Source organism: Enterobacter cloacae complex sp. P42RS, from assembly GCF_014930595.1.
Classification (GTDB): domain Bacteria; phylum Pseudomonadota; class Gammaproteobacteria; order Enterobacterales; family Enterobacteriaceae; genus Enterobacter; species Enterobacter bugandensis.
In genome coordinates this window covers 1-22106 of record NZ_JADBRK010000029.1, presented here as the reverse complement: position 1 = coordinate 22106, position 22106 = coordinate 1, and the positions used below count along the sequence as shown (strand labels likewise).

Annotated in this window: 20 protein-coding genes and 1 riboswitch; of the genes, 10 read left to right on the top strand and 10 right to left on the bottom strand. The window is 54.8% G+C overall.

Annotation, left to right across the window (positions count from 1 at the left end; all coding sequences use genetic code 11):
• Positions 1-28 precede the first annotated feature (28 nt).
• A complete protein-coding gene (gene nudC, locus IM314_RS21295) occupies positions 29-802 on the bottom strand; it encodes an NAD(+) diphosphatase (protein ID WP_193359339.1) in 774 nt (257 codons plus the stop codon).
• A 95-nt stretch (positions 803-897) separates the two neighbouring features.
• Between nudC and IM314_RS21290 the strand changes: the two genes are divergently transcribed.
• From IM314_RS21290 to IM314_RS21245, 10 genes are all read left to right on the top strand, one after another.
• A complete protein-coding gene (locus IM314_RS21290) occupies positions 898-1395 on the top strand; it encodes an Rsd/AlgQ family anti-sigma factor (protein WP_028015105.1) in 498 nt (165 codons plus the stop codon).
• A 54-nt stretch (positions 1396-1449) separates the two neighbouring features.
• A riboswitch (TPP riboswitch) is annotated at positions 1450-1559 on the top strand.
• Between the two features lie 79 nt (positions 1560-1638).
• Positions 1639-3534 carry a phosphomethylpyrimidine synthase ThiC gene (gene thiC / locus IM314_RS21285; RefSeq protein WP_028015104.1) on the top strand — a complete coding sequence of 632 codons (1896 nt, stop codon included), beginning with the start codon at positions 1639-1641 and terminating at the stop codon, positions 3532-3534.
• On the top strand, positions 3534-4169 hold the full coding sequence (thiE, locus tag IM314_RS21280) for a thiamine phosphate synthase (protein WP_041911591.1): 636 nt from the start codon (positions 3534-3536) through the stop codon (positions 4167-4169). Before thiC ends, thiE begins: the two co-directional genes overlap by 1 nt.
• Positions 4162-4917, top strand: a complete 756-nt coding sequence (locus tag IM314_RS21275; RefSeq protein WP_193359340.1) for a HesA/MoeB/ThiF family protein — start codon at positions 4162-4164, stop codon at positions 4915-4917. Before thiE ends, IM314_RS21275 begins: the two co-directional genes overlap by 8 nt.
• The gene (gene thiS / locus IM314_RS21270) at positions 4901-5101 is read left to right on the top strand and encodes a sulfur carrier protein ThiS (protein ID WP_193359341.1); all 201 of its coding nucleotides are present in this window, start codon (positions 4901-4903) and stop codon (positions 5099-5101) included. Before IM314_RS21275 ends, thiS begins: the two co-directional genes overlap by 17 nt.
• 1 nt (position 5102) lies before the next feature.
• Positions 5103-5873: a thiazole synthase gene (gene thiG, locus IM314_RS21265; RefSeq protein ID WP_193359342.1), complete on the top strand. Its 771-nt coding sequence runs from the start codon at positions 5103-5105 to the stop codon at positions 5871-5873.
• On the top strand, positions 5870-6997 hold the full coding sequence (thiH, locus tag IM314_RS21260) for a 2-iminoacetate synthase ThiH (RefSeq protein ID WP_045630291.1): 1128 nt from the start codon (positions 5870-5872) through the stop codon (positions 6995-6997). The genes thiG and thiH overlap by 4 nt, the downstream gene beginning before the upstream one ends.
• A 337-nt stretch (positions 6998-7334) precedes the next feature.
• The gene (locus tag IM314_RS21255) at positions 7335-8876 is read left to right on the top strand and encodes a sensor domain-containing diguanylate cyclase (RefSeq protein WP_193359343.1); all 1542 of its coding nucleotides are present in this window, start codon (positions 7335-7337) and stop codon (positions 8874-8876) included.
• 146 nt (positions 8877-9022) lie between these two features.
• Positions 9023-9331 carry a PTS sugar transporter subunit IIB gene (locus tag IM314_RS21250; RefSeq protein ID WP_010425948.1) on the top strand — a complete coding sequence of 103 codons (309 nt, stop codon included), beginning with the start codon at positions 9023-9025 and terminating at the stop codon, positions 9329-9331.
• A complete protein-coding gene (locus IM314_RS21245) occupies positions 9331-9648 on the top strand; it encodes a PTS lactose/cellobiose transporter subunit IIA (protein ID WP_008503455.1) in 318 nt (105 codons plus the stop codon). The genes IM314_RS21250 and IM314_RS21245 overlap by 1 nt, the downstream gene beginning before the upstream one ends.
• A gap of 58 nt (positions 9649-9706) precedes the next feature.
• Here IM314_RS21245 and rpoC read toward each other — a convergent pair whose 3' ends face one another.
• The 9 genes from rpoC to IM314_RS21200 form a co-directional block, all read right to left on the bottom strand.
• Positions 9707-13930 (bottom strand): DNA-directed RNA polymerase subunit beta', encoded by a 4224-nt coding sequence (gene rpoC / locus IM314_RS21240; protein ID WP_028015097.1) that lies wholly within the window; start codon positions 13928-13930, stop codon positions 9707-9709.
• A gap of 76 nt (positions 13931-14006) precedes the next feature.
• Positions 14007-18035, bottom strand: a complete 4029-nt coding sequence (rpoB, locus tag IM314_RS21235; RefSeq protein ID WP_015569976.1) for a DNA-directed RNA polymerase subunit beta — start codon at positions 18033-18035, stop codon at positions 14007-14009.
• A gap of 319 nt (positions 18036-18354) precedes the next feature.
• Positions 18355-18720 (bottom strand): 50S ribosomal protein L7/L12, encoded by a 366-nt coding sequence (rplL, locus tag IM314_RS21230; RefSeq protein ID WP_002445276.1) that lies wholly within the window; start codon positions 18718-18720, stop codon positions 18355-18357.
• A 66-nt stretch (positions 18721-18786) separates the two neighbouring features.
• Positions 18787-19284, bottom strand: coding sequence for a 50S ribosomal protein L10 (gene rplJ / locus IM314_RS21225; protein ID WP_003862338.1), 498 nt, complete (start codon positions 19282-19284; stop codon positions 18787-18789).
• Between the two features lie 289 nt (positions 19285-19573).
• Complete coding sequence (gene rplA, locus IM314_RS21220) at positions 19574-20278, bottom strand: 50S ribosomal protein L1 (RefSeq protein WP_006810530.1); 705 nt, start codon at positions 20276-20278, stop codon at positions 19574-19576.
• Positions 20279-20281: 3 nt separating this feature from the next.
• Positions 20282-20710 carry a 50S ribosomal protein L11 gene (gene rplK / locus IM314_RS21215; RefSeq protein WP_008503452.1) on the bottom strand — a complete coding sequence of 143 codons (429 nt, stop codon included), beginning with the start codon at positions 20708-20710 and terminating at the stop codon, positions 20282-20284.
• 156 nt (positions 20711-20866) lie between these two features.
• Complete coding sequence (gene nusG / locus IM314_RS21210) at positions 20867-21412, bottom strand: transcription termination/antitermination protein NusG (RefSeq protein WP_003862341.1); 546 nt, start codon at positions 21410-21412, stop codon at positions 20867-20869.
• A gap of 1 nt (position 21413) precedes the next feature.
• Complete coding sequence (gene secE / locus IM314_RS21205; RefSeq protein ID WP_003862342.1) at positions 21414-21797, bottom strand: preprotein translocase subunit SecE; 384 nt, start codon at positions 21795-21797, stop codon at positions 21414-21416.
• 227 nt (positions 21798-22024) lie between these two features.
• Positions 22025-22106 (bottom strand): hypothetical protein (locus IM314_RS21200; RefSeq protein WP_000340867.1); only part of this gene is annotated, 82 nt, incomplete at its 5' end.

Sequence of the window (22106 nt, the reverse complement as noted above, 5' to 3'; positions counted from 1 at the left end):
CTTATTGCGTCAGTCCGTCAGTGTAACACTACTCATACTCGGCCCGACACATTGCCACGGTATCTTCTATCAGGCGACGCGCCACCGTTCCCGGAGGGGGTAACAGCGGTAAATTGTCGTAGCGGTACCAGTTCGCCTCCAGCAGCTCTTTCTGGTCGATAACAATCTCGCCGCTGTCATATTCCGCCATAAACGCGGTCATCAGAGACATCGGGAACGGCCACGGCTGGGAGGTCACGTAGCGCAGGTTCTTCACCTTGATGCTGCTCTCCTCCATCACCTCGCGCGCCACCGCCTGCTCCAGCGTTTCGCCTACTTCGACGAACCCGGCGAGGACGGTATGAATGCCGTTGCGATGACGGGTATGTTGCGCCAGCAGGATGGAATCATCACGGCGAATGGCAACGATGATGCACGGCGCGATTTGGGGGTAGTAGCGTTCACGGCAGTGGCCGCAGAGCAGCGCCCATTCGGTTTTGCTTGGGTGCATGGTGTGGCCGCAGTAACCGCAATATTTGTGCGAACGGTAAAACTCCGCCAGCTGCACGCCCCGCCCCGCCAGCTGGAACAGGCCGACGTCAAGATCTAACACCTGACGTACGGATCCCATATCCTGACGGCGCGCCTGTTGGATCAACCACACGGGATCGCCCTGCCACTCGCCGATCTTCCGCGCGGGATGGCCCACCAGATCGAACGTTTCCGCGGTACCGTAGGGCAACTCTCCTGAGGGCAGCCATAATTTTTGTTCGTGACTGACGATCCACCAACCCAGATCTGATTTTTCAATAATACGATCCATATCTATTGCACTACCTTCGCTTCACTGACATGTTGTTAGCATTGTGGTTACATTTTGGATAAGCAGATCCCATTCTAAACCTTATGGAGTCGACCATGTTAAACCAGCTGGAAAGCCTGACTGAGCGCGTTGGAGGAAGTAACACCCTGGTGGATCGCTGGCTACATGTGCGCAAGCATCTCCTTGTGGCGTATTACAATCTGGTCGGTCTTAAGCCTGGCAAAGAATCCTTTATGCGGCTGAACGAAAAAGCGCTGGATGATTTTTGTCAGAGCCTTGTCGACTACCTCTCCGACGGCCATTTCAACATTTATGAACGCATTATCCGCGAAATGGAAGGGACAACGCCGTATTTAGCGGCCAGCAAACTCTGTCCGCAGCTTGAAGCCAATACCCAGCAGATCATGGACTATTACGATTCCACGCTCGAGAACGCCATCGATCACGATAACTATCTTGAGTTCCAGCAGGCGCTGTCCGACCTGGGCGAAGCGCTGGAAGAGCGATTCACGCTGGAAGATAAGCTCATCGCCCTCGTACTGGATAACAACCTGAATATCAGCAGCAGCGATAACGTTGCGCGCCCTGCTTGAGTTCTTAACCGTTAACGAGTAATTTACAACCAGTCGCCCCTCTGCGGAGGGGGATTTTTCTTGTCGGAGTGCCCAGTGTGTAAGCACGGGCTGAGACCGTTAATTCGGGATCCGCGGAACCTGATCAGGTTAATACCTGCGAAGGGAACAAGAGTCACGCTGCTGTTGTATCGCCCCTGGGGCGATCTCCTCTTGCTTCATCCGTCGTCTGACAAGCCATGTCCTTCACTTCTGGAATGAGCTATGTCTACAACAAAACTGACCCGCCGCGAACAGCGTGCACAGGCCCAACACTTCATCGATACCCTGGAAGGCACCGCTTTCCCGAACTCGAAACGCATCTACATCACCGGTTCACAGGCCGATATCCGCGTGCCGATGCGCGAAATCCAGCTCAGCCCGACGCTTATCGGCGGCAGCAAAGAGAATCCGCAGTATGAAGACAACGAAGCCGTGCCGGTGTATGACACCTCCGGCCCATACGGCGATCCTGATGTTGCTATCAACGTGCAGCAAGGTCTGGCAAAGCTGCGCCAGCCGTGGATTGAGGCGCGTAACGACTGCGAAGAACTGAGCGTACGCAGTTCTGCGTACACCAAAGAACGCCTGGCCGACGACGGCCTGGACGCGCTGCGCTTTACCGGCCTGCTGACGCCAAAACGCGCCAGAGCGGGCAAGTGCGTAACCCAGCTGCACTACGCGCGCCAGGGTATCGTCACGCCGGAGATGGAGTTCATCGCCATCCGCGAAAACATGGGCCGCGAGCGCATCCGCAGCGAAATATTGCGCCACCAGCATCCGGGTGAAGGCTTTGGTGCTCGCCTGCCGGAGAACATCACGCCGGAGTTTGTGCGTGACGAAGTGGCCGCCGGCCGCGCGATTATCCCCGCCAACATCAACCACCCGGAATCGGAGCCGATGATTATCGGCCGCAACTTCCTGGTGAAGGTTAACGCCAACATCGGCAACTCGGCGGTGACGTCATCCATCGAAGAAGAGGTGGAAAAGCTGGTCTGGTCCACGCGCTGGGGCGCGGACACGGTGATGGACCTCTCCACTGGCCGCTACATCCACGAAACCCGCGAGTGGATCCTGCGTAACAGCCCGGTGCCGATCGGCACCGTCCCGATTTACCAGGCGCTGGAGAAGGTCAACGGCATTGCTGAAAACCTCACCTGGGAAGCGTTCCGCGACACGCTGCTGGAGCAGGCGGAACAGGGCGTGGACTACTTCACCATCCACGCGGGCGTGCTGCTGCGCTACGTGCCGATGACCGCGAAGCGTCTGACCGGTATCGTCTCGCGGGGTGGCTCCATCATGGCGAAATGGTGCCTGTCCCATCATCAGGAAAACTTCCTCTACGAGCACTTCCGCGAGATCTGCGAAATCTGCGCCGCGTACGACGTCTCCCTGTCGCTGGGCGACGGCCTGCGTCCTGGCTCCATCCGTGATGCCAACGACGAAGCGCAGTTTGCCGAGCTGCACACCCTGGGCGAGCTGACCAAAATCGCCTGGGAGTATGACGTGCAGGTGATGATTGAAGGCCCGGGCCACGTGCCGATGCAGATGATCCGCCGCAACATGACCGAGGAGCTGGAGCACTGCCACGAAGCGCCGTTCTACACCCTGGGGCCGTTGACCACGGACATCGCACCGGGCTACGACCACTTCACCTCCGGGATTGGCGCGGCGATGATCGGCTGGTTCGGCTGCGCCATGCTCTGCTACGTGACGCCGAAAGAGCACCTCGGCCTGCCAAACAAAGAGGACGTGAAGCAGGGGCTGATTACCTACAAAATTGCCGCCCACGCGGCGGATCTGGCCAAAGGCCATCCGGGGGCGCAAATCCGCGATAACGCCATGTCGAAGGCGCGCTTTGAATTCCGCTGGGAAGACCAGTTCAACCTGGCGTTAGATCCGTTCACCGCCCGCGCCTATCACGACGAGACCCTGCCGCAGGAATCAGGCAAAGTCGCGCACTTCTGCTCTATGTGCGGGCCAAAATTCTGCTCGATGAAAATCAGCCAGGAGGTGCGGGATTACGCCGCCGCGCAGACCATTGAAGTCGGTATGGCGGACATGTCGGAAACCTTCCGCGCCAGAGGCGGCGAAATTTACCTCAAAAAAGAGGAGGCGTAATGTACAAGCCCGATTTCCCCTCCGTGCCCTTTCGCTTAGGACTTTACCCGGTGGTGGACAGCGTGGAGTGGATCGAACGCCTGCTGGAGGCCGGCGTTCGCACCCTCCAGCTACGCATCAAAGATAAGCGTGATGAAGAGGTGGAGGCCGACGTCGCCGCCGCCATCGCGCTGGGGCATCGCTACACTGCTCGCCTGTTTATCAACGACTACTGGCGGCTGGCCGTTAAGCACCGGGCGTACGGCGTGCATTTGGGCCAGGAGGATCTGGAAACCACCGATCTGAACGCCATTCGCCAGGCTGGTCTGCGCCTTGGCGTTTCAACACACGATGATATGGAAATCGACGTGGCGCTGGCGGCCCGCCCCTCCTACATCGCCCTCGGTCACGTTTTTCCGACGCAAACCAAGCAGATGCCTTCTGCCCCGCAGGGTCTGACGCAGCTGACGGCGCACGTTAAGCGCCTTGCCGATTACCCGACCGTCGCCATCGGTGGAATCAGCCTTGAACGCGCCCCGGCGGTGCTGGAGACCGGCGTCGGCAGTATCGCCGTCGTCAGCGCTATCACCCAGGCGGCAGACTGGCGGTCCGCCACCGCGCAGCTTTTACAGCTGGCAGGAGCAGGCGATGAATGACCGCGATTTTATGCGCTACAGCCGCCAGATCCTGCTGGAGGATATTGCCATTGACGGGCAGCAAAAGCTGCTCGCCAGCCGGGTACTGATTGTCGGCCTGGGCGGATTAGGCGCGCCCGCCGCGCTGTATCTGGCCGGTGCGGGCGTGGGCACGCTGGTGCTGGCCGATGACGACGAGGTGCACCTCAGCAACCTGCAACGGCAAATCCTCTTCACAACTAAAGATGTCAACCAGCCTAAAGCGCAGATCACCCGGCAGCGGCTTAACCAGCTTAATCCGGATATCGAACTGATTGCGCTCCAGACGCGGCTTAGCGGAGACGAGCTGCAACGTGAAGTTGCCCTTGCCGACGCGGTGCTGGACTGCACGGACAACATGGCGACGCGCCAGGCCATCAACGCGGCCTGTGTTGCACAGAACACGCCGCTTATCACCGCCAGCGCGGTGGGGTTCGGCGGGCAGATAATGGTCCTGACCCCGCCGTGGGCGCAGGGCTGTTACCGCTGCCTGTGGCCGGACGAGGCTGAACCGGAGCGTAACTGCCGCACGGCAGGCATTCTTGGCCCGGTGGTGGGCGTGATGGGTACCCTTCAGGCGCTGGAGGCTATCAAGCTGCTCAGCGGCATGGAGACGGAACGCAACACGCTCCGGCTGTTCGACGCCCGCTCCAGCGGCTGGCGCCATCTGGCACTACACCGCGCCAGCCACTGCCCGGTATGCGGAGGCCACGATGCGCATTCTGTTTAACGATGAGCCGATGACGTGCGACGACGGTCTCACCGTTGCCGCCCTGCTCGACAAATTGCGCCAGCTCAAGCCGGGAACGGCGCTGGCGCTCAATCAACAGGTCCTGCCGCGCGAGCAGTGGGAACTTCAGCAGGTCAATGAAGGCGACCAGATCCTGCTGTTTCAGGTTATCGCTGGGGGCTGAGATGTTACGTATTGCTGATAAAGTCTTTGATTCACATCTGTTTACCGGAACCGGCAAATTCGCCTCGCCGCAGCTGATGGTGGATGCTATTCGTGAAAGTGGCAGCCAGCTGGTGACGCTGGCGATGAAGCGCGTGGATCTGCGCCAGCACAACGATGCCATACTTGCGCCGCTCCTGGAGGCAGGCGTGACGCTGCTGCCCAACACCTCCGGCGCGAAAACGGCCGAGGAGGCGATGTTCGCCGCACAGCTGGCGCGGGAAGCGCTCGGTACCCGCTGGCTGAAGCTGGAAATTCACCCGGATGCCCGCTGGCTGCTGCCCGACCCGATCGAGACCCTGAAAGCCGCAGAAAAGCTGGTGCAGCAGGGGTTTACCGTTCTGCCTTACTGCGGCGCGGATCCCGTGCTGTGTAAGCGTCTGGAAGAGGTCGGCTGCGCCGCCGTCATGCCGCTGGGGGCGCCCATTGGCTCCAATCAGGGGCTGGAAACCCGCGCGATGCTGGAGATCATCATCGAGCAGGCGACCGTGCCGGTGGTGGTGGATGCGGGGATCGGCGTGCCCAGCCATGCCGCGCAGGCGCTGGAAATGGGTGCCGATGCGGTGCTGGTGAATACCGCCATTGCGGTGGCCGACGACCCGGTCATGATGGCGCGTGCGTTTCGTCTCGCCGTGGAGGCTGGCGTGCTGGCCAGAGAGTCCGGCCCCGGCTCGCGCAGTATTCAGGCACAGGCCACCAGCCCGCTGACCGGTTTTCTGGAGGCGATCTCATGAGCACGTTTACCGAGCGCTGGCGCGAGCTTAACTGGGACGATATTGCCCTGCGCATCAACAGCAAAACGGCGGCTGACGTGGAGCGCGCGCTGCACGCCCGTCAGCTGACCCGAGAGGATCTGATGGCCCTGCTCTCCCCGGCGGCCAGCGCCTACCTTGAACCGATGGCGCAGCGCGCCCAGCGCCTCACCCGGCAGCGGTTTGGCAACACGGTGAGCTTCTACGTCCCGCTCTATCTTTCGAACCTGTGCGCCAACGACTGTACCTACTGTGGTTTTTCCATGAGCAACCGCATCAAGCGGAAAACGCTCGATGAAGAGGAGATCGCACGCGAGTGTGCTGCTATTCGTGAAATGGGGTTCGAACATCTTCTGCTGGTCACGGGCGAGCATCAGGGGAAAGTGGGAATGGACTATTTCCGCCAGCATCTGCCTGCGATACGTCGGGAGTTTGCGTCGTTGCAGATGGAGGTTCAGCCCCTGTCGCAGGACGAGTATGCGGAGTTAAAAACGCTCGGGCTGGACGGCGTTATGGTCTATCAGGAAACCTACCACGAGGCGACGTACGCGCGGCATCACCTGAAAGGGAAGAAGCAGGATTTTTTCTTCCGGCTGGAAACGCCAGACAGGCTGGGCCGCGCCGGGATCGACAAAATCGGGCTGGGTGCGCTAATTGGGCTTTCCGACAGCTGGCGGGTAGATTGCTACATGGTGGCAGAACATCTGCTGTGGCTGCAACAGCACTACTGGCAGACCCGATACTCCATCTCCTTCCCACGCCTGCGCCCCTGCGCAGGCGGCATTGAACCGGCTTCGCTGATGGATGAACGCCAGCTGGTGCAGACCATCTGCGCGTTTCGCCTGCTCGCCCCGGAAGTGGAGTTATCGCTCTCAACGCGTGAATCCCCGGCGTTTCGCGATCGCGTCATCCCGCTGGCGATTAACAACGTCAGCGCGTTTTCCAAAACGCAGCCGGGCGGGTATGCAGACGATCATCCGGAGCTGGAGCAGTTTGCACCGCATGACGGACGGCGTCCGGAAGCCGTTGCCGCCGCCCTGACGGCACAGGGTTTACAGCCTGTCTGGAAAGACTGGGACAGCTGGCTGGGAAGAGCCTCGCAATGACGATGTAACGCACTGCAACACGGTAGAAAATTATCGAGGCGTTACGGAAAGGTAAAACCGGATGATTGTCAGCGATCGTCCGGTTTTTTATTGTCATCAGGTCAGCAACGGATGCTGACCAGGGCGAAAAGCTTCTTCCTCGTTTCGCCCTGCCTCCGATTCCGTGCATAAGAGGGGCGCAAAAGTATGGATAAGGAATTTCTTAGTGATTCTTAAGATAAATCATCTCGCCTGAAATCGTGTTCCGTATAATTCACCGCTAACCGCAGGACAGCGACTATGCTGAGAGGATATCGGCAGACGAAAAATATTCACCATCAGGATCGATGTACAACTCATGGCACTTCACAGCAAAAAGCTCTCTTTCACCCGACCCATTATGCTCAGCTTCGCGGGGATTCTGTGCAGTTTTGCGCTGATCGCGGTCGTGGTCTCTCTTTCGCAAAGAAAGGATTTCCTTGAGGATTATCACAAGATTAACAGTAACTTCACGCATAACCTGGCGGTTAACTATACCGAATCAATCCTGCGTGAAAACGACTATATCCTTGGTCGCTCTGCGATGTACTTTGCCCGCAGCGAGATACTGAATGAGACGCTCAACGTCAACCCGACGCAAGGGCTGCAGATGTTGATGCATTTGCAAAACCTGATGCCGACCGTGTCATCCATCTCGCTGGCTGACACAGAGGGACATTATTTACACGCTCCAGAAGCGCCTCCCACGGAAAAGAGTAAAAACGTCGATCCGCGGACGCGCCCGTGGTTTGTCGCGCACGCAGAAGCCAGTATTTTCAGCCATTATACCCACCATTATACGGACTACTTTACCGGGCATCCGACAGTTACGCTTTATAAGCCATTGATTTCAACAGAAGGCAGACTCAAGGGTACCCTCGCTTTTCATCTTGACTTGACGTCGATGGGGTATACCCTTCGACAAATGGTGGCCCCCGTACAAGGGGAATTCTTCGTCGTCGAACGCGACGGGACCGTCGTGCTGCACCCAGATACAGGCGCCCTGTTCAAAAAGTACGTGAGCGAAGCGCTGATGGACAAAATGACCAGCGGCGAAGGCCATCTTTACGACCGGAAAACCAATGCCTGGTATTACTACTACTCTTTCACGAACCCGGACTGGTTTGTTATCTATCGGGTATCTGGCGCAACGCTTACCGATATCACCCGCCACGAAACCACTATCGTTGGCTGGGGCTTTGCGCTGGCAGCCATCATCATCATTCTCTTCGGCCTTTATCTGCGTCATGCCTCGCGTACCGTATTAATGACTATTATCAATGCGATCAAAACGGGCGATGTCAGCCAGGCACCGCGTCTGGAAGCGATGCTGAGCCACACGATTCAGTCCAATAAAGAGCGGGAGATGGCGTATGTTCGTCAGGCCACTCACGATGCGCTGACCGGCTGCAAAAACCGCCGTGCGTTCGATAACGATGTGGAGGAATTATTAAATGCCCACCAGCCTTTCGCGATGGCGCTGGTTGATATTGATAACTTCAAGTCAATTAACGACACGTGGGGACACCTGAGCGGCGACATTGTCCTGCGTAACGTGGCGCGCGAGGGGATCCAGATAATGCAGCCCCACCACGTCTCGGTCTATCGCTACGGTGGAGAAGAGTTCGCGGTGATCTTCCAGGCCGAGCAGATCGCTGCCGCATTCTCATTGCTTGACGCCTGGCGCACCGCCGTTGAAAGGCGCGTCTGGCGGGAAGAAAACCTGCACGTTACGTTCAGTGCGGGTCTGGGGGAATGGCATTTCGAACCGCTGGAACAACTGGTGGGAAGTGTCGATAACGCGCTTTATAGCGCTAAACAGCAGGGAAAAAACCGTATTGTTCGCACTGCCGTCGGCTGACTTTCTCTTTTACTCGAGGAATTGTAACCGGTTTCAGAAAAATGCCGCTTTCTTTGTGATGCCTGACACACAATCGCGGTAAAGCGGTTGTTGAAGCTCTCTGCGCAGGATAATTATCAATAAACACATGTAGATCGAGGCTGATTATGAAGAACATCGTTTTATGCTGTGCAGCGGGAATGTCAACCAGCATGCTGGTTCAACGTATGAAAGATGCCGCGCAGAAAAAAGGGGTTGAAGTCACCATTAAAGCCGTTCCGGTTGCGGAGTTTAAAGACAATATCGCGACGGCCGACATCGTATTACTGGGGCCACAGGTCAAATACGAGCAGGCTAAACTGCAGGCACAGGCCGACCCGCTGGGTAAAAAGGTCGCGGTGATCGACATGATGGATTACGGCATGATGAAAGGCGATGCCGTACTGGAAAAAGCGCTTAAACTGCTGGAGTCATAATGGAAGACTTAGAAACCACAATCATGGAACTGCTGGTCAACGCCGGTGCGGCCCGCAGTGCGGCCCTGACGGCTCTGCAGATGGCGCGTAAAGGTGAGTTTGACGAAGCTGAAAAAGCGATGGAAGAATCCCGCGAATATGTGAAGCACGCGCATACGATCCAGACGCAGCTTATTGGACTTGACGAAGGGACCGGGAAACTGCCGGTTAACCTAATCACCGTTCATTCTCAGGACCACCTGATGAACGCGATGGTTATTCAGGATCTGGCGGGCGATATGATTGAGCTTTATCGACGCATCCCGTTAGTGAATTGAAGAAATGCAGATATAAAAAAACCCGCCGAGGCGGGTTTTTTATTTACGGCATCAACGATTACTCGTTGTCGGAACCGCCCAGACCTGCGTTCAGCAGTTCTGCCAGGCTCGCGGATGCATCTTCAGCAGTAACCTGCGGTGCTGCTGGCAGTTCGCCCGCAGCGCGACGACGCATACGATCCTGATGGTACGCATAACCGGTACCGGCAGGGATCAGACGACCCACGATGACGTTCTCTTTCAGACCGCGCAGTTCATCACGTTTACCAGCAACAGCGGCTTCGGTCAGGACACGAGTCGTTTCCTGGAACGATGCTGCGGAGATGAAGGACTCGGTTGCCAGAGACGCTTTGGTGATACCCAGCAGATCGCGTGCGAAGGTCGCACCGATTTTGCCGTTCGCTTCCAGATCGCGGTTAGCGATCTTAACGCGTGAGTATTCAACTTGCTCGCCTTCCAGGAAGTCGGAGCTGCCCGCGTTTTCGATGGTTGCTTTACGCAGCATCTGACGAACGATAACTTCGATGTGCTTATCGTTAATCTTAACGCCCTGCAGGCGGTATACGTCCTGTACTTCGTTAACAATGTAACGAGTAACAGCATGCACACCACGCAGACGCAGGATGTCGTGCGGCGCTTCTGGACCGTCGGAAACCACGTCACCACGTTCTACACGTTCGCCTTCGAACACGTTGAGCTGACGCCACTTAGGAATCATCTCTTCGTACGGCTCGCTGCCATCTACTGGGGTGATAACCAGACGGCGCTTACCTTTAGTCTCTTTACCGAAGGAGATGATCCCGCTGATTTCAGCCAGGATTGCAGGCTCTTTCGGACGACGTGCTTCGAACAGGTCCGCAACGCGTGGCAGACCACCGGTGATGTCCTTGGTACCGCCGGATTCCTGAGGAATACGCGCCAGGGTGTCACCAGAGCTGATCTGTACGCCATCTTCCAGCTGTACAATCGCTTTACCCGGCAGGAAGTACTGCGCAGGCATATCGGTACCCGGGATCAGAACGTCGTTACCCTGAGCATCAACGATTTTCAGTGCAGGACGCAGATCTTTACCGCCGGTAGTACGTTCAGCAGAATCCAGAACCACCAGAGAAGACAGACCGGTCAGCTCGTCGGTCTGACGAGTAATGGTCTGGCCGTCGATCATGTCAGTAAAGCGGATGAAACCACTTACTTCGGTGATAACCGGCATGGTGTGTGGATCCCAGTTTGCAACGGTTTCACCGCCGGCAACCTGCTCGCCATCACCTTTCGCCATAACCGCACCGTAAGGCACTTTATAGCTCTCTTTGGTACGCCCGAATTCGTCGATCAGCTTCAGCTCGGTGTTACGAGAGGTCACAACCAGCTTGCCTGCGGAGTTAACAACAGACTTCGCGTTGCTGAGCTTGATGCTACCTTTGTTTTTCACCTGAATGCTGGATTCAGCAGCCGCACGAGATGCCGCACCACCGATGTGGAACGTACGCATCGTCAGCTGTGTACCCGGCTCACCGATGGACTGTGCCGCGATAACGCCGATGGCTTCACCTTTGTTGATGATGTGGCCACGCGCCAGGTCACGACCGTAGCAGTGCGCACACACACCAAAGTCGGTGTCACAGGATACAACGGAACGCACTTTCACAGAGTCAACAGAGTTCGCTTCCAGCAGGTCACACCACTGTTCGTGCAGCAGGGTGTTGCGTGGAACCAGAATGTCTGCGGTGCCCGGCTTCAGAATGTCTTCCGCGGTCACACGACCCAGTACGCGATCGCGCAGCGGCTCTTTAACATCACCACCCTCGATAACCGGGGTCATGGTGATACCTTCGAGGGTGCCACAATCGTCTTCGGTCACAACCAGATCCTGCGCAACGTCAACCAGACGACGCGTCAGATAACCGGAGTTCGCTGTCTTCAGTGCGGTATCCGCCAGACCTTTACGCGCACCGTGCGTGGAGATGAAGTACTGGAGTACGTTCAGACCTTCACGGAAGTTCGCGGTGATTGGCGTTTCGATGATGGAGCCATCTGGCTTCGCCATCAGACCACGCATACCTGCCAGCTGACGAATCTGTGCTGCAGAACCACGCGCACCGGAGTCGGCCATCATGTAGATGCTGTTGAAGGAAACCTGCTGCTCTTCGACGCCGTCACGGTTAATCACGGTTTCGGTTTGCAGGTTATCCATCATCGCTTTGGATACACGATCGTTCGCCGCTGCCCAGATATCGATAACTTTGTTGTAGCGTTCGCCCGCGGTTACCAGACCAGACTGGAACTGCTCCTGGATCTCAGCAACTTCAGCTTCCGCTTCAGAGATGATCTCGTGTTTCTTCTCTGGGATGACCATGTCATCGATACCAACAGATGCACCTGAACGCGCTGCATAAGCAAAGCCGGTATACATTGTCTGGTCAGCGAAGATAACGGTCGGCTTCAGACCCAGAATGCGGTAACAGGTGTTCAGCATTTTGGAGATCGCTTTCTTGCCCAGCGCCTGGTTGACGATGGAGAAAGGCAGACCTTTCGGTACGATCATCCACAGAATGGCACGGCCAATGGTCGTGTCTTTCAGGCTGGTCTTCGCAACGAATTCGCCGTTTGCATCTTTTTCGTATTCGGTGATACGCACTTTAACGCGCGCATGCAGAGAGGCCAGGCCAGCGCGATAAATACGCTCAGCTTCTTTAGGGCCAGTCAGCACCATGCCTTCGCCTTTGGCGTTAACACAGTCACGAGTCATGTAGTACAGACCCAATACAACGTCCTGAGAAGGAACGATAATTGGTTCACCGTTCGCTGGAGACAGGATGTTGTTGGTAGACATCATCAGCGCACGCGCTTCGAGCTGGGCTTCCAGCGTCAGCGGTACGTGAACAGCCATCTGGTCACCATCGAAGTCGGCGTTATAGGCCGCACAAACCAGCGGGTGCAGCTGGATAGCTTTACCTTCGATCAGGACTGGCTCAAATGCCTGGATACCCAGACGGTGCAGGGTTGGTGCACGGTTCAGCAGTACCGGGTGTTCGCGGATAACTTCGTCCAGGATATCCCAAACGACAGCTTCTTCACGCTCAACCATTTTCTTAGCGGCTTTGATGGTGGTGGCCAGGCCACGCAGCTCCAGCTTGCCGTAGATGAACGGTTTGAACAGCTCCAGTGCCATTTTCTTCGGCAGACCGCACTGATGCAGACGCAGGTATGGACCTACGGTGATTACAGAACGACCGGAGTAGTCAACACGCTTACCGAGCAGGTTCTGACGGAAACGACCCTGCTTACCTTTGATCATGTCGGCCAAAGATTTCAGAGGACGCTTGTTAGAACCGGTGATCGCACGACCGCGACGACCGTTATCCAGCAGGGCATCTACCGCTTCCTGCAGCATACGTTTTTCGTTGCGTACGATGATGTCCGGCGCAGCCAGATCCAGCAGACGTTTCAGACGGTTGTTACGGTTGATAACGCGACGATACAGATCGTTCAGATCGGACGTTGCGAAACGACCACCATCCAGCGGAACCAGCGGACGCAGATCTGGCGGCAGAACCGGCAGAACGGTCAGGATCATCCACTCTGGTTTGTTACCAGACTGAACGAACGCTTCCAGCAGTTTGATACGCTTGGTCAGCTTTTTACGCTTGGTTTCGGAGTTGGTTTCGTTCAGCTCTTCACGCAGCTGCTCGCACTCCTGCTCCAGATCCATGCTCTTCAGCAGGGCCTGAATAGCTTCCGCACCCATCTTCGCGTCGAATTCGTCACCGAACTCTTCCAGCGCGTCCAGATACTGCTCTTCAGTCAGGATCTGGTGACGTTCCAGGTTCGTCATCCCGCCTTCGATAACTACATAAGATTCGAAGTACAGAACACGTTCGATATCGCGCAGCGGCATATCCAGCAGCAGACCGATACGGGACGGCAGAGATTTCAGGAACCAGATGTGAGCAGTCGGAGACGCCAGCTCGATGTGGCCCATACGCTCACGGCGTACTTTGGTCTGGGTCACTTCAACGCCGCACTTCTCACAGATCACACCGCGGTGTTTCAGGCGCTTGTACTTACCGCACAGGCACTCGTAATCTTTTACTGGCCCGAAAATACGCGCACAGAAAAGGCCGTCACGCTCAGGTTTGAACGTACGGTAGTTGATGGTTTCCGGCTTTTTAACTTCACCGAAAGACCATGAACGGATCATGTCTGGCGAAGCCAGAGCAATTTTGATCGCATCAAACTCTTCGGTTTTAGTCTGCGCTTTCAGAAACTTTAATAAATCTTTCACGGATTTGCTCCCGTCGGAGTTAGCACAATCCGGTGCCGGGGGTTAACCCGGCACCAGTGACCTGTTTGAGCGAGAATTACTCGTCTTCCAGTTCGATGTTGATACCCAGCGAACGAATCTCTTTCAACAGTACGTTGAAGGACTCTGGCATGCCTGGTTCCATCTGATGGTTGCCGTCCACGATGTTTTTATACATCTTGGTACGACCGTTCACGTCATCAGACTTAACGGTGAGCATTTCCTGCAGGGTGTATGCCGCGCCGTATGCTTCCAGCGCCCACACTTCCATCTCCCCGAAGCGCTGACCACCGAACTGTGCCTTACCACCCAGCGGCTGCTGAGTAACCAGGCTGTAAGAACCGGTAGAACGAGCGTGCATCTTGTCGTCGACCAGGTGGTTCAGTTTCAGCATGTACATGTAACCTACGGTTACCGGACGTTCGAACTGTTCACCGGTACGGCCGTCAAACAGCGTAATCTGACCAGACGTTGGCAGACCACCCAGTTGCAGCAGCTCTTTAATTTCAGCTTCTTTTGCACCGTCGAATACCGGCGTTGCAATTGGCATACCTTTGCGCAGGTTCTCTGCCAGACGCAGCACTTCTTCATCGCTGAAGGTGTTCAGGTCGACTTTCTGACGCACGTCGGTACCCAGATCGTAGGCACGCTGGATGAATTCGCGCAGTTTCGCGACTTCCTGCTGCTGTTTCAGCATGGCGTTAATCTTGTCGCCAATACCTTTCGCAGCCATACCCAGGTGAGTTTCCAGGATCTGACCAATGTTCATACGAGACGGTACGCCCAGTGGGTTCAGTACGATATCTACCGGCGTACCGTTAGCATCGTGCGGCATATCTTCGATCGGGTTGATCTTAGAGATAACACCCTTGTTACCGTGACGACCTGCCATCTTATCACCAGGCTGGATCTGACGTTTAACAGCCAGATACACCTTAACAATCTTCAGCACGCCTGGTGCCAGATCGTCGCCCTGAGTGATTTTGCGGCGTTTCGCTTCGAGTTTTTTCTCGAACTCGTGTTTCAGTTCGTCATACTGCTCAGCCAGCTGTTCCAGCTGATTTTGTTTCTCTTCGTCGGTCAGGCCGAGTTCCAGCCAGCGATCGCGTGGCAGTTTGTCGAGCTTCTCAGCTTCAACGCCACCGGCAACCAGCACCGCATAGATACGGCTGAACAGACCTGCTTCGAGGATCTGCAGTTCTTCAGACAGGTCTTTCTTAGCCTGTTTGAGCTGCATCTCTTCGATTTCCAGCGCACGCTTATCTTTCTCAACGCCATCACGAGTGAAGACCTGAACGTCGATAACCGTACCGGAAACACCGTTTGGTACGCGCAGAGAAGAGTCTTTAACGTCAGACGCTTTCTCACCGAAGATAGCACGCAGCAGTTTCTCTTCTGGGGTCAGCTGGGTTTCACCTTTCGGCGTAACCTTACCTACCAGAATGTCGCCGCCGGTCACTTCCGCACCGATGTAAACAATACCGGATTCATCCAGCTTGGAGAGCGCAGCTTCACCCACGTTAGGGATGTCGGCAGTGATCTCTTCTGGCCCCAGCTTGGTGTCACGGGACACACAGGCCAGTTCCTGAATGTGGATGGTGGTGAAACGATCTTCCTGAACCACACGCTCGGAGACGAGGATGGAGTCTTCGAAGTTGTAACCGTTCCACGGCATGAACGCTACGCGCATGTTCTGACCGAGCGCCAGTTCACCGAGGTCAGTGGACGGACCGTCTGCCAGCACGTCGCCGCGCTCAACTGGCTCACCCAGAGATACGCAAGGCATCTGGTTGATACAGGTGTTCTGGTTAGAACGGGTGTATTTGGTCAGGTTGTAGATGTCGATACCCGCTTCGCCCGGATACATCTCGTCTTCGTTAACTTTGATAACGATACGGGATGCGTCAACGTACTGAACGGTACCGCCACGCTTAGCAACTGCAGTAACACCGGAGTCAACGGCAACAGCACGTTCCATACCGGTACCAACCAGCGGCTTATCAGCACGCAGAGTTGGAACGGCCTGACGTTGCATGTTCGCACCCATCAATGCACGGTTGGCGTCATCGTGTTCCAGGAACGGGATCAGGGACGCACCGACGGATACCACCTGCTGGGTGGATACGTCCATGTAGTCAACCTGGTCGCGGCTGAACAAGCTGGATTCGCCTTTGCTACGGCAGGTAACCAGATCTTCTACAAAGTGGCCTTCGTCATCCAGGTTGGAGTTCGCCTGAGCGATAACGTAGTTGCCTTCTTCGATAGCAGACAGGTAATGAATTTCGTCGGTAACCACACCGTCGGTCACTTTACGATACGGGGTCTCAAGGAAACCGTATTCGTTCGTCTGTGCGTACACGGACAGGGAGTTGATCAGACCGATGTTTGGACCTTCAGGCGTTTCGATTGGACATACGCGACCGTAGTGAGTCGGGTGTACGTCTCGAACTTCAAAGCCTGCACGTTCACGGGTCAGACCGCCTGGGCCGAGTGCAGAGATACGACGTTTGTGCGTGATCTCAGACAGCGGGTTGTTCTGGTCCATGAACTGAGACAGCTGGCTGGAACCAAAGAACTCTTTCACTGCTGCAGAAATCGGCTTGGCGTTGATCATATCCTGAGGCATCAGGGTATCCAGATCGCCCAGAGACAGACGCTCTTTCACCGCACGCTCTACACGTACCAGGCCAACGCGGAACTGGTTTTCCGCCATTTCGCCTACGGAACGGATACGACGGTTGCCGAGGTGGTCGATATCGTCCACTTCGCCTTTACCGTTACGGATATCGATGAGCTTCTTCATCACTTCGATGATGTCGTCTTTGCTCAGGATACCGGAACCTTCGATTTCGTCGCGCAGCAGAGAACGGTTGAACTTCATACGACCTACCGCGGACAGATCGTAGCGGTCTTCGGAGAAGAACAGGTTCTCGAACAGGCTTTCAGCCGCTTCGCGAGTTGGTGGCTCACCAGGACGCATCATGCGGTAGATTTCTACCAGCGCGCTCAGACGATCGTTGGTTGGGTCGACGCGTACAGTCTCAGAGATGTACGGACCGTGGTCCAGATCGTTGGTGAACAGCGTTTCGATACGTTTGTGGCCAGACTGGCTCAGCTTAGCCAGCAGATCCAGGCTCAGCTCCATGTTCGCCGGGCAGATCAGCTCGCCAGTTGATTCATCAACGTAATCTTTCGCGGCTACTTTTCCTGCAATGTATTCAACCGGAACTTCGATGTGTTTGATATCATCTTTTTCCAGCTGGCGGATGTGGCGCGCGGTGATACGGCGACCTTTTTCCACATACACTTTGCCGTCGGCTTCGATGTCGAACGACGCGGTCTCACCACGCAGACGTTCCGGCACCAATTCCATCTGCAACTTGTTGTCGCGGATTTCAAAGATCACTTTCTCAAAGAACAGGTCCAGGATCTGCTCAGTGGTATAGTTCAGTGCACGCAGAATGATGGTTGCAGGCAGTTTACGACGACGGTCGATACGGACAAACAGGTTGTCTTTTGGATCGAACTCGAAGTCCAGCCATGAACCACGGTAAGGAATGATGCGTGCGTTATACAGTACTTTACCGGAAGAGTGTGTTTTACCTTTATCGCTGTCGAAGAAGACGCCCGGGCTACGATGCAGCTGGGAAACGATAACACGCTCAGTACCGTTGATAACGAAAGTACCGTTGTCCGTCATGAGTGGAATCTCACCCATGTAGACTTCTTGTTCTTTAATGTCTTTTACGGTGCCTTCCGGCGCTTCGCGCTCGTAGATCACCAGACGCAGTTTTACGCGCAGCGGTGCGGAATAGGTCACGCCACGGATCTGACATTCCTGAACGTCAAACACCGGTTCGCCAAGGCGGTAGCTGACGTACTGCAGCTCGGAGTTACCGCTGTAGCTCTGAATCGGGAACACGGAACGGAAGGCTGCTTCCAGACCGTACTGCCCTTCAGGATCTTGCTCGATAAACTTCTGGAACGAGTCAAGCTGGATAGAAAGGAGATATGGAATGTCCAGAACTTGTGGACGTTTACCAAAATCCTTACGAATACGTTTTTTCTCGGTATAGGAGTAAACCATAGGGTTCCTCAGCTCGCTGACAAGTCGACCCATCTGTCCGACGAAGGGACAGTTTGTGCAACACCATTTTGTGGACCGGAAAATTGAATACTTTCCGCAATACCTGTTGCTATCACGCTTAAACCATTTCATTGCGATTTACACAGAGCGAGCACCCTGTCGCAGTATATTAAGTCGTCGATAGAAACAAGCATTGTCAGGACAATCAGCAGTCAAACAGTGTGAAATGCTACTGATGCCTTACAGCGCAAAAAGGCTGGTGACTAAAAAGTCACCAGCCATCAGCCTAATTGCTTAGGCTGCAACCAGAAAAGTTGGCTTATTTAACTTCAACTTCAGCGCCAGCTTCTTCCAGAGATTTTTTCAGTGCTTCTGCGTCGTCTTTGCTCACGCCTTCTTTCAGCGCAGCTGGAGCAGATTCTACCAGGTCTTTAGCTTCTTTCAGACCCAGGCCAGTTGCGCCACGTACTGCTTTGATAACAGCAACTTTGTTCGCGCCAGCAGCTTTCAGAATTACGTCGAATTCAGTTTTTTCTTCAGCAGCTTCAGCCGGGCCAGCAGCTACAGCTACAGCAGCAGCAGCAGAAACACCGAATTTTTCTTCCATTGCAGATACCAGCTCTACAACGTCCATTACGGACATAGCTGCAACTGCTTCAATGATTTGATCTTTAGTGATAGACATTTAAATTGTTCCTGAAAATCAGAATAAGTTTATACGTAAGCAAATGCTTTATAAAGATAACTGCGATTAAGCAGCTTCTTTCGCATCGCGTACAGCAGCCAGAGTGCGAACCAGTTTGCCAGCCGCAGCTTCTTTCATGGTTGCCATCAGGCGTGCAATTGCTTCTTCGTAGGTCGGCAGGGTTGCCAGGCGATCGATTTGCGATGCCGGGATCAACTCACCTTCAAAGGCTGCAGCTTTGACCTCAAATTTTGCATTCGCTTTCGCGAACTCTTTGAACAGACGAGCAGCAGCGCCCGGGTGTTCCATAGAGTATGCAATCAGGGTCGGACCAACAAACGTGTCTTTCAGGCACTCGAACTGAGTACCTTCAACTACGCGACGCAGCAGGGTGTTACGAACAACACGCATGTATACGCCAGCTTCACGACCTGCTTTACGCAGTTCAGTCATTTTGTCTACAGTAACGCCACGGGAATCCGCAACTACTGCAGACAGCGCGCCTTTGGCTACTTCGCTGACTTCAGCAACAATCGCTTGTTTGTCTTGAAGATTTAAAGCCATTAGCTTTGCTCCTGGATGTTTGCCGGAACTCATGTTCCGGAACTCACTTCACTCAACCCAACGGGAAGAGCGTCTTAATACGGTGAGCAGAAACAAGCCAGAGTATTAAAAATAATCTTAGCGTTCTGTCACCGTCTACGCAGGGGATTAAGTTTCTTGCGAAACACCTGCGGTCTTCGACGGAGGCCTGGATAGGCCAGGCTCCAACGAACAAATCTTTTAGCCGCTAACTTTCGTTAGCAAACGTGGGGGTAAGATTGTAGACAAAATCACCGCCCACGTAAAGGCATTAGTTTGCAGCAGCGCTCAGGCCAGCCTGGTCAACTGCAACACCTGCACCCATGGTGGTGGAGATGCTAACTTTCTTGATGTACACGCCTTTCGCCTGAGTTGGTTTTGCTTTTTTCAGCGCAACCAGCAGAGCTTCCAGGTTTTCTTTCAGTTTGTCAGCGTCGAAGTCCACTTTACCGATGGTGGTGTGGATGATGCCGTTTTTGTCGTTACGATAACGAACCTGACCTGCTTTAGCGTTCTTAACCGCTTCAGCAACGTTAGGGGTTACAGTACCCACTTTCGGGTTTGGCATCAGGCCGCGTGGACCCAGAACCTGGCCCAGCTGGCCAACAACGCGCATTGCATCTGGAGAAGCAATAACAACGTCAAAGTTCATTTCGCCTTTCTTGATCTGATCAGCCAGATCTTCCATACCTACCAGTTCAGCGCCGGCAGCTTTAGCAGCTTCAGCGTTTGCACCCTGAGCAAATACAGCTACGCGAACGGAACGGCCAGTACCGTGTGGCAGTACAGTTGCGCCACGAACGTTCTGATCGGATTTACGAGCATCGATGCCCAGGTTAACGGCAACGTCAACGCTTTCAACGAACTTAGCAGTCGCCAGTTCTTTCAGCAGAGCAATAGCTTCGTTGATGTCGTACTGTTTGGTCGCATCAACTTTGTCACGGATCACGGACATGCGCTTGGTCAGTTTAGCCATTTCTTAGTCCTCCACTACCAGGCCCATGGAACGTGCAGTACCTTCGATGGAGCGAGTCATCGCTTCAATGTCGGCACCAGTCATGTCGGCAGCTTTGGTCTGCGCGATTTCCTGCAGCTGAGCGCGGGAAATTTTACCCACTTTGTCTTTGTTCGGTTTACCGGAACCAGACTTGATACCAGCCGCTTTCTTCAGCAGAACTGCTGCTGGAGGGGTTTTGGTAACGAAAGTGAAAGAACGGTCAGCGTAAACAGTGATTACGACTGGGATTGGCAGACCTTTTTCCAGGGATTCCGTTTTTGCGTTGAACGCTTTACAGAATTCCATGATGTTCACACCCTGCTGACCCAGAGCTGGACCAACTGGTGGACTTGGGTTCGCCATACCAGCTGCAACCTGCAGCTTGACGTAGGCTTGTACTTTCTTAGCCATTCTAAAATCCTCTGATTGGGTAATAGCGCCTCAGGGAGGCTCCCCGTGAATAAAATTCGTTTTACGGGCCGGGACCCATAAAAACAAAAGGCGCGAAATTGTATTCCAATCCCGCGCCTTGTGCAACGATTAAATCGTCGCTTTTTTGATCGCTGCTTAGGCTTTTTCTACCTGGGCAAAGTCCAGCTCTACCGGGGTCGCACGACCGAAGATAGAAACAGAAACTTTCAGGCGGGACTTCTCATAGTCCACTTCTTCAACCACGCCATTAAAGTCAGCAAACGGACCGTCATTAACACGAACCATTTCACCCGGTTCAAACAGCGTTTTCGGACGCGGCTTATCACCCACCTGCTGCAGGCGGTTCATAATCGCATCAACTTCTTTGTCGCTGATTGGCGCCGGACGGTCAGACGTGCCGCCGATAAAGCCCATCACACGCGGCACGCTGCGCACCAGGTGCCAGCTCGCGTCGTTCATAACCATCTGAACCAGCACGTAACCCGGGAAGAATTTGCGCTCGCTTTTGCGACGCTGGCCGCCACGGATCTCAACCACTTCTTCGGTCGGAACCATAACTTCGCCAAACAACTCTTCCATGTTGTGTAATTTGATATGCTCACGCAGCGACGTTGCTACGCGGCCTTCAAAACCGGAAAACGCCTGAACGACGTACCAGCGCTTTTTAGGGGCTTCAGACATCTCAGAACCTCAGGCCAGTGATAAAGGATACCAGGCGAACCAGAATACCATCCAGTCCCCACAGGATCAGTGACATTACAGCGGTTACCGCCGCTACGATCAGCGTGGTGTGCAATGTTTCCTGGCGAGTCGGCCAAATGACCTTGCGGACTTCGGTACGCGCTTCGCGGGCAAACGCAACGGTCGCTTTGCCTTTTGTCGTCAACAGCGCGACACCACCCGCCGCAGCAATCAGAATTACCACTGCAAGCGCGCGTAGCGGCAGCATCATGTCACGATAAAGATAGTTGCCGACAATCGCCACAATCAGCAGCACGGCTACAACTACCCATTTCATCGCTTCCAGGCCGCGCCCGCTCCCTTGAGCTTCGGTATTCGCACTCATAAACCAACCTGTCAGAAGTATTCTACAAACATTTTCACCCCGCGAGTGCGAGGCAAACCAATCGAAATGCTATTCGCTTTTCGTATTATACGCTCTCCGCAGAGCCTGTCTCAGCAATGATTATGACAAAATTAATCACTGATGAGCCAGGTTCTGATATGAAAGCGTGCAAAAAGGGCATCAAATGATGCCCTTTTATTGCGCATTGCGTCAAATGTTATCAGCGATTAGCCGAGAACTTTAGCAACAACGCCCGCGCCAACGGTACGGCCGCCTTCACGGATTGCGAAACGCAGACCGTCGTCCATC